Source organism: Candidatus Saccharimonadia bacterium (genome assembly GCA_035544015.1).
GTDB lineage: Bacteria > Patescibacteriota > Saccharimonadia > UBA4664 > UBA4664 > UBA5169.
Map to the genome: position 1 here is coordinate 1 of DATKIP010000007.1, position 8,824 is coordinate 8,824.

Below are 8,824 nucleotides of genomic sequence, written 5' to 3' on the forward strand. Positions count from 1 at the left end.
CCGTAACCGTTGTCACGGCTGTAACGACTGTGTCTAGCTTGCTTCCTAATTCGGTCACATTTCGCGCAACCTCGCCGAGTGACCGTTCGACGTGGATAAGCCGGTTTTTCTGTTCCACGCCTTGAAGTTCCAGACTGTCTAGTCGGTGTTCCACCTTTTCGGTTTCTGGCATAATTTTAACATTCTCAAGGCGTTGCGTCACTAGGCTAAATCGTCGGTACACCTATTTGGATATCATCGACCTGTGACGAAACAACCCCTCCGTTAAGCGTTTGTTCATTGCCAGCCGGAAGCGTCGTTCCCCTATGGTCAGGCTCGAATGGTTTGATGATCTCGATATATGCGGCCTGTGACGCGGCGAGATGGGCACGCAATTCCGTCATTTCGTTGTTTGCCGCGTCCACGACACGGCGAGCGTCGGCGAGATCGGCTTGCATCATGACAACGGCGTTCAAGGCATTGTCGCGCTGTGCCTGCATCGCTGCAAGCATGTCTTGGGCGCGTTGAAGTTCTTTGTTCATTAGATAGCAGCCCAAATATTCACTGAGTTGATCGAGTCCCAGGCTACAGGAATAAATGTTTTCGCTGTTCCACGGGGAATGATGACACTTGAATTTCCGTCAATTAATCTAACCTGAGGGTCAAGAAATACCTCAATATCTCCAGCAGCAGGAAACACGGTAGCGGAAGCAATAACCGTATATTTTTGACCAACATATATGCTAGTGTCTAATTTTATTGCATAGTTTGAGGCATCAACATAATTTGCAACCAGAACGACGTCACGAATTAGTGTGTCATTCTCGATGTAACCAACGGCAGCACTTGCAAAATCTATCCCTTGGCAATCAATAGATGCCCAGATTATATCTTCTGATTTTTCCCTGATGGCCAAAGACAATGGAGGGAATAAGCCATTGAATGGTAATACGAAAAGATTGCTTGCCATTTTATGTTCCTATCAATCCATGAGAACGCAGGTCTTCTATCAATCCAGCAATCGCCCCTGCGCATGTTGCGGCGGTTGCTCCGGCCACATTGAATGTTCCTCTCGTAGCACCAGCACCAGGAGCATTCCAACCTGTAACACGCGTTGCGACAACTTGTGTCCCGTCGCGGTAGATTGCATTATCCATATTGAGCGTTCCAGCGCCTTGAAAACCTCCAGTCGGCGCACCGATGGTAACGCCATTTGCCCAAGACATGGCGGCCGATGTGGCACCGGCAACAAACAAAGTGAGATCAAGTTGAGTATCTTCGCTTCCGGCCGTTGGATCAAGCAGTGTTCCCGCAAGTTGGATTGCGTTGATTGTCGCCGGTGTGCTATTGCGAGCTTGCCAAAGGAAAGAACCGATAAGGTCATTAGCCGCCGGTGACGCCGAGTTGCGGAATAGATTTATGAATGGTCCAGCGCTTGCACTTGCATCCGTACTGACAGCTTGAAGCGGAATAGCAAACGTGCTGCTTAATGTTGCAGTTATTTGCCTGTCAGCAAGAATGGTTCCAGAACCCTTGCCGGTCAAGTTTAAGGATATGTTAGTGTCATCACCAGCGACGCCAATTATTGGCCCGTTGCCTGTCGTGGTCGATGTGACAGTCAGATAATTTACAGCGCTTGCGTTATAACTTATCTGAAATGCAAGTTTACTTGTAGCACTTACCCAATAAACTGTTTTATCGTCAAATGTTTGAAGTAACGAACTAGACGATGCATCGACAATCGATTGAATACCGGCGCCAAAATTACTCCCTGCATAGTACCAGTTGATTTGATGACCGCGCGCCAGCGAGATAGCCTCGCCGACACCAGTAACGCCATCTGTTCCCGTCAGTGCATCACTTCGAAACACAATACCTTTATTCCAGGTATGTGCATTCTTAAGAATGCCGATGGCATTGGCCGATGGGTTCGCAGCATTCCCACCGTAAGCATTATCTCCACCACCAGCAAGCCATACACCAATGACACCGGCACCACCCATGTTATATGGGTCAGGGTTGACATTGCTTCCCTTATTCTTTGCAGCAACTTCAAGTCCATAGCTGGACAGCGCACCGCTCTCGTGCTGCAAATCAGAATAGAGCGCCCAACCAATACCAGATGCCTTGTCATTGATCAGGAAACCAGAAACACCGATGCTCCCGGATGTGCCGAACTGATCAGATGAACGCGAACCTCCAACAATACCATATCCACCATTTCGAGCGTATGAAAGTAATTGCGCGTGAACAGCAAGATAACTTGCACCGCTGGCAACTGTAGGAACAATTCCACCTTGGTCATTAGCATTAAATGATCCGGTGCAACTATCAGCCGAACCTACAAACACCCTATCCAACTTAGCAATACTTACGAAAGGCGAAACGTCCGTCCATAAACCATGAGTGCCTTTAGATGGTTGTAAAATATCGTCATCAAAACTATAACCACCCTCGGCACCAGTAAAAGCCAATGAACTTTCAAAAGGTGATCCACTTAAAACATGGGTAATTGTAACATCACCCAAATTCCAATTTATTGATGCACCGGCATCCAACGCTATTCCTGATAATGGATCGTCCGAATCATCATCATGTTCACTTGCAGTTCCAATGCCGACATAACGCCATGTCCGCGAGAACGTCCCTGACGTCGCTGTGATCTTATAGGCGCCTCCAATGACGTGGAACGCGGCAAAACCTTCCGCATCGGCAACGAAAGGGTTCCCGATCGAGACCAGGCCGCTTCGATCGCTGAACAACACCGCGAGCGGCGAACCGCCAGTTTCCTGCCGAACCTCGACGCTTGCGCCGGGAAGGATCGTCCCGTCCTCGTCGACGATAGTCGCTTGCCATCTTGCCAAGGCCATCTAATTCACCTGTCCGCCCAAACGACTGCCCACCGCGCCAACCTGCGTCACAAACGAGATACCGTCAATCGCGGCACCGGCCGCGCCGCCATTGCCACCGAACAGTGAACTTGCCGGCAAGCTTTGACCATCATTACCAACGACGCCAGGTGTGCCGCCGTTACCGCCGTCGAGATCCGTAGCACCACCGCCGTCACCACCCAGGCCGCCCGCGTCCTGCGTTCCAGGGTCGCCCGGTGACGGGCTTGACGTGCTCGTGGTGACATCACCACCGAGACCCGGCACAACACCCGCACCGCCACCACCACCGCCGCCGCGATACCCACCACCACCACCACCGCCGCCGCCACCATAAGTGATCGAACCGGCGTCCTCATAAGTAATCGGATATCGCGTATAAAGCGCCGTACCACCGGGAAAGCCATTCAACGGCGAACCGGTGTTAGAACCGTTGGCATTACCGCCAACACCGCCCGCGCCACCCGCGCCGCGTATCTCGCCATTGTTTACGAGATGGATGGACACACCGCCGGGCCATGTTCCGACGTCGAATGATGGCGTGGCGGTGTCGACTGAACCGACGATCACCGCACTTTCAATAATGCATGTCACGGTGATCGAAGGGGACTCGAACGCAACCGGAACCGGGAAAATACCATCATGGATCGTGCGCAGATTCACATTGTTTATGTTGCTGTCGATGATGATGGTTCGGTCGATCAAGTCCGCCGGGTCGAGCGCTTCGAAAAGCATTTCCTCAGCTTCGACCGTGAACTTTTCAGCAACACCGTTCAACCTGGTGATCTGAATTGGCGCGAGCGCACGCGCACCAAAAGCATCCTGTATTGACCAATTGCCGACCTGGTACCCACCGCCTAACACCGGATCGTCGACCGAATCGCGGAACACCTCAAAGGTGAACCGACGCGGTGGAACCTGGAACCGACCGAGCTGGATATCGTTCAACCGCTCGGCGGTATCGCGGCCAAACGCAGGTATCCAGCGCGAGAAGATTTTCAGGATTGCCGCTTGGCCTTCGTCCGTCTCGGCTTGCAGATTGACTGTCGCAAGGGTCGAGCGGAAATTGTCCGGCTCGTCGATCGGCCGGAGCGGGTTGCGCTGGCCGTAATAGGTCCAGATTTGCGATGCTCTAAGGTTCGGCTGTTCGGTGACCTGCAATGAACCCTGCAAGGTGTTCTCATCGTCGAACGTGAAAGCGTCCACCGAGATCGCGCGCAGCACCTTAAGGTTGATCTTTTGGTTGACGTCATCCCACCACATCGCAAGGGCGGCCTGCTCGATCAGCTCACTAACTAGGGTGTTAACGTCCGTCGGCTCCGCGATCGTTGCACCATACAACCGTTGCAGAAACGATCCCGTCTCATTCGTCCAATCGTTCAAAATGATATATGACGGTGGTACCAGCGCATAGGTCGTGAACAAATCATAAATGATGTCAGCCGGATCTTGACCAACATATTGCAAACAAAGCTGAACCCGGTCTTGCACGTCATGTGCGGCGGCCGTCGTTCCCAATTGCCCACGCACGATCGTCAGCACGTCACCGACGCGCGTAAAACTCATAATCTCACTGCCGCCGATGGCGACATATCCCGATGCGGGATATTCCGCCGCACCAATACCGGACGGTGAAAGCGTTGCCGACAAGGCCGCAGCCGATATGCCGGCGACAAGAAACCCGTTCGACACAGTCGGCGCTTGCGCACGATCGCCATCGGCAAGCTTCAAGACATCCTTACCAATCAGGCTATATTCACCGGCCGGTGTCGGACCATCGAACGATTCAATGATATAGTGCCGTGTGTCCATCTCGGCGAGCGTTTGACCAATGAACCCACGGATCAACCGGATTGCTCGACCTTTAAGGAACGGTTGACGCGCACGCCATTTGCCCCAAAACGATCCCTGCTCAAATGGATTGTAAGACCGTTCGGCGTAGTATTTATCAAAACCGGGACCCGTATCACTGTGTGGATGATCCCTGAACTTAACATTCAACGTTGCGCGCTGACCCAAGTCCTTACCGAGGCTAATCGTTGCCGGCGAGAACGAGACACCACCAATCGAGGGTATCGCCGGGATATCGGTCGGAAGATAATCGCAATCGATGGCAAACCGGATGGTCACAGGGTCATTGATGAAATGCACCCGATCTTGGCACGTCTTCAGGCTGTTGAAGCATTTGTCTGTACCAGTCACACCGACGGCCGCCGTGCAAGGCGCGATTCCATAGGTGTTCGCGCAATGATCGATATCGACCTCGACATATGTCAACGATCGCTTGCCCTCGCCGGTCATTAAACGATACCAGTCATTTTGAAGCTGATTTGCATCATCCCATTAGAACGTTGGTTCGTTGGTTGCGGCTCGTCAGTAATCCAACCGTAACCAACTTCATAAGGGTAATCGAGCGGTCGCCACGCGAAAAAGAACGGGTTCAACTGCGCGGCGTCTATGAACGGGTCCATGTAAGCGCGGTACCATGCCGGCGTTAGGTTTGCGAGATCAACACCGGTCATCCGACTTGCACCGATCAGGATGCGGCCAAGGAAATTACCGCTCTCACTCTTGCCCGCGACGATGCGCGGCGAGCGACCATAGGGAATCGGCGTATGTCCGACATAAATGCGCCGCTGCAAAAGCAACAGCTTCCCGACATAAACCACGGCCGCCGTCGGCGCGACCGGCGTTGACGCTCGCGAAGGCTGGAGGCGCACCCGGACCGCGTACAAGGCTTGCGGCTCAAACCGGAAAATCACAGGGCCATCCGTAGGCAAGAATGAGTCCGCGATCACCTCGACCCATGAACCGCCGTTCTGTGATTGGATCTCGACCGACACCGGGATGAGACCGGTTGCGAAATTGTGCCGCGCGATCCCGACATAATCGACGTCTTCGGTGGTATCGAGCACAACCGTGATATATTCGTCACCCGTCGGCGAACCGTTGAGACCGACCCATACCAGATGCGTCGCCGGGTTCGCCAGGTTCACAGCCGGGTTATTAGGATCTTCGGAAGTGGTGCTGATATTGGAAATCGTGACCAGGTTTTGATAGCCAACAAGCGGACTATTGCCATTGAGGCTGTCACCGATGATCGACCGGGTGAGGCTGACAACCAAACTGCTCGATATTACGACGCTCATTGTGCCCTCGCCTATGCCCGGTCAAGGATCACTTTGCCGCCATCGCGTTGGTAAGCAAGCAATGATTCAGCGAAATTGCGCACCACGTCACCGCTGAACATTTGCGTAGGTGAAATGCCTTGGACGAAAAGCGTTTGGTTCACACCCCCTTGCGTCGAGGTCGAGCCCGACCCGGTCCCGGTATCAGCGCTGGCGGTGGCTCCGCTCCCGCTGTCACCGCCTCCCGTGCTGCCCTTGGACGTCTTGCGGATGTTCGCGACCTGTGCGAGCCCGGCCGCCACCACCGACGCGGCAACCGCAAAGTTGAACGGTGGCGGGTACGCGGCGAGCGCCTTCGTGGCACCCTCAAAGGTGTTGATCAGCGCCGAGGCGATCGCCACCGCCTTGGAATTGCTGAACACCTTTTCCAGGTTGCTGGCGATCGCCGATGCCATACCAGCATAGGCACCTACGGCAACGAGCGTTGCTTTCTGCATCGCACGGCCGTAGGTGTCCGCATCGATCGCACCAGCTTGAAGCAGGCGATTCAGTTTGTCTTGCCGGTCTAACATCGCCTCTTCAGGCGTGGCCGTCTCGTCGATGATCTTTTTGCCTTCGCGCCGGAGCGTGTTGTATCGATCAAGTTCTTGATTCATTATTCGTTGCGCTTCATGCTCCGCCTGCAACCGCTTAGCCTTTTCGTCATCCGTTTCTTTGATATCCGGAAGCTTGACGGGTGTGTCAGCCGGCTTGGGTCCCATTATACCGGAGGTGGTACGATCAAGCTCGCCTTGCGCAACGGCAAGTTGCTGGTTAAGCGCGTCAAGTTGGCCCTGCCGCGTTTTCACGATATTTTCCAGCCCCACGGCGCCGGGTTGCTTGGCAAGCTTCGCCTCAGCCTCAGCGAGCGCATTCGCCGCGTCCGTGACCTTCACTGTTAGCTGTGTGACCTGCTCGGCGGCTGTCGTGCTAAACGCTTCCTTGATCGCCGTGCTAATTCCTTGAATGCTGACAATGACTTGTGTCGCGATATTGACGAGATCGATTAGCAGCGGCGCAACTAAAATGATCGCGTTCTTAAGAGTTACGCCGAATGCCTCAGATGATTCATCAGCGGCGACAGTTAATTTTCGGATAGCCTCGGCAAATTCCGTACCTGTTTGAACACTCGCTTTTGAAACGACAAGACCGAGACCGCTCGCCTCATCCGACATTTTCTTTATGCCGGCGCTTCCATTTTCTAAAAAGCGTGTCAGTTCCTCAGTGTTCGCACCAAAAGCAGCATTCGCAAGTTCACTTCGTTTGGCGTTATCGGTAAGCTCGTTGTAATGATCGGCCAATAATTTGAGCGCGTCAGAAACATCTTTTGTTCCACGCAAGGTATTCAGAAAAGCAAGATCGTTTTCTTTCAGCTTATCGACAAGTTCACCACTTCCGTCGAATGCTTCCTTAAGCCGATCTTTGAACGTCTTGAGTGTTTCGTTGAACGTCTCGTGACTAATGCCGGCTTGCAGCGCGACATGTCCCAATTCTTGCAATTGGTCGGTGGTGATCCCGATACCGTCCGCCGTCTTGGCAAGGTCGTGGAGACTGTCGGCGGCCGCCTTGATGCCGGCGAGCGTGAGGCCCGCGCCGATGGCGACCAGGCCGCCTTTAAGCGCCGTGCCGATCGTGGCGCCAATCTCGGAAGCCTTGGCGGCCAGCGCTTCCATTGCGCTTTCCGCCGACTTGCCACCCTTGATGAATTCCGCCGCGTCCAGCGCCAGGCGAACCCGCAATGACCCAATTTCGCTAGTCGTCGCCATCGCCATATGCCTCGCTATAGATCGCGGCTACCTCATCCTCTGACATGCCGGCATAGTCCGGCGCCGGTTTGAGGTGTTCTATCCACCACCACACCTCACCCGGTTGCAATGCCCAAAATGCGGACGGTGCTATTTTCCCCGTGCAGACGAGCGCTTGATAGACGCCTTTGACGATTTTAGGTTTCCCCTTGCCGCGCCCCCTGCCCCTGGTTGATTAGCCGCAGCAATGACAGACGGTGGAATCATCATGGCGAGTAAAGTGTTAACAGAATTACGAACATTGCTGGACATATTACCGCTAAACATGCCGACATACACTTGTTCATCTGTGATTTTCGCGCCAGCATAACGCATCACATCGCCATATGCACGCGCGAGACCAACAAGGGAAAGCTTTTGCTTCTGGTTGGCGTCAGCGAGATCTTGAAATGTATAATGTTCTTCTATGATTGCGATCGCACCGAGGATCTTATCCGGTGCGATCGTGTAAACTTCTTCACCCCAAATTAGGTCAACTGCTTCAAACATGATTATCCCGGCGTGAAGGTGACGACGCCGGACGATTGCAACGTCGATTGAAAGGTTGTGGCTTCCTTATAATTCTCGCCTTCGGTGTAAGTTGTCATGAAGAAATCACCGGAGATCGTCGAGCCATCCGGATAGCGCAGAGTGATGTTATTCATACGCTCGCGCGCGAACCACGCGGCTTTCATCCGCGTATCCTTGGTGACACCACTAAGTGTGATATTCACCTGGTCTTCGGCCGGTATCGTCAACAATGTGCGAACGCCGTCGTCTTCATCGCTGGTGATGTCGATCGCTTCACCGTTGCACTCGACTCCCTTTTCGCGAACACCCTGGACTTGATCACCAGGGGAATTACCACCGAAGAAGAAATCGACTTGCCGTCCTACTCGTGCCGTCATGGGGCTTCCCCTGTTGTTACGACGAAATCCAAAGTCACATGAAACGGATATTCGGTCTGATCGCCACCACCTTCGCGAAAATCCCGTTCGTCTTCAAG

Annotated in this window: 8 protein-coding genes; all 8 read right to left on the bottom strand. The window is 53.6% G+C overall.

Features of this window, described 5'->3' with window-relative positions:
- Positions 1-206: 206 nt before the first annotated feature.
- The 8 genes from VMT30_00055 to VMT30_00090 all read right to left on the bottom strand — a co-directional run bounded on the left by VMT30_00055 (position 207) and on the right by VMT30_00090 (position 8,726).
- Positions 207-521, bottom strand: a complete 315-nt coding sequence (locus VMT30_00055) for a hypothetical protein (protein ID HVQ43348.1) — start codon at positions 519-521, stop codon at positions 207-209.
- On the bottom strand, positions 521-949 hold the full coding sequence (locus tag VMT30_00060) for a hypothetical protein (GenBank protein HVQ43349.1): 429 nt from the start codon (positions 947-949) through the stop codon (positions 521-523). Before VMT30_00060 ends, VMT30_00055 begins: the two co-directional genes overlap by 1 nt.
- A gap of 1 nt (position 950) precedes the next feature.
- Positions 951-2,849 (bottom strand): hypothetical protein, encoded by a 1,899-nt coding sequence (locus VMT30_00065; protein ID HVQ43350.1) that lies wholly within the window; start codon positions 2,847-2,849, stop codon positions 951-953.
- Complete coding sequence (locus VMT30_00070; protein ID HVQ43351.1) at positions 2,850-5,168, bottom strand: hypothetical protein; 2,319 nt, start codon at positions 5,166-5,168, stop codon at positions 2,850-2,852. It abuts the gene before it with no gap.
- Entirely contained in the window at positions 5,168-6,016 is an 849-nt protein-coding gene (locus VMT30_00075) for a hypothetical protein (GenBank protein ID HVQ43352.1), read from the bottom strand. The genes VMT30_00070 and VMT30_00075 overlap by 1 nt, the downstream gene beginning before the upstream one ends.
- 11 nt (positions 6,017-6,027) lie before the next feature.
- Positions 6,028-7,806 (bottom strand): hypothetical protein, encoded by a 1,779-nt coding sequence (locus VMT30_00080; GenBank protein ID HVQ43353.1) that lies wholly within the window; start codon positions 7,804-7,806, stop codon positions 6,028-6,030.
- Positions 7,807-7,929: 123 nt separating this feature from the next.
- Positions 7,930-8,328, bottom strand: coding sequence for a hypothetical protein (locus VMT30_00085; protein HVQ43354.1), 399 nt, complete (start codon positions 8,326-8,328; stop codon positions 7,930-7,932).
- A 2-nt stretch (positions 8,329-8,330) separates the two neighbouring features.
- Positions 8,331-8,726, bottom strand: a complete 396-nt coding sequence (locus VMT30_00090; protein HVQ43355.1) for a phage tail tube protein — start codon at positions 8,724-8,726, stop codon at positions 8,331-8,333.
- Positions 8,727-8,824: the final 98 nt, after the last annotated feature.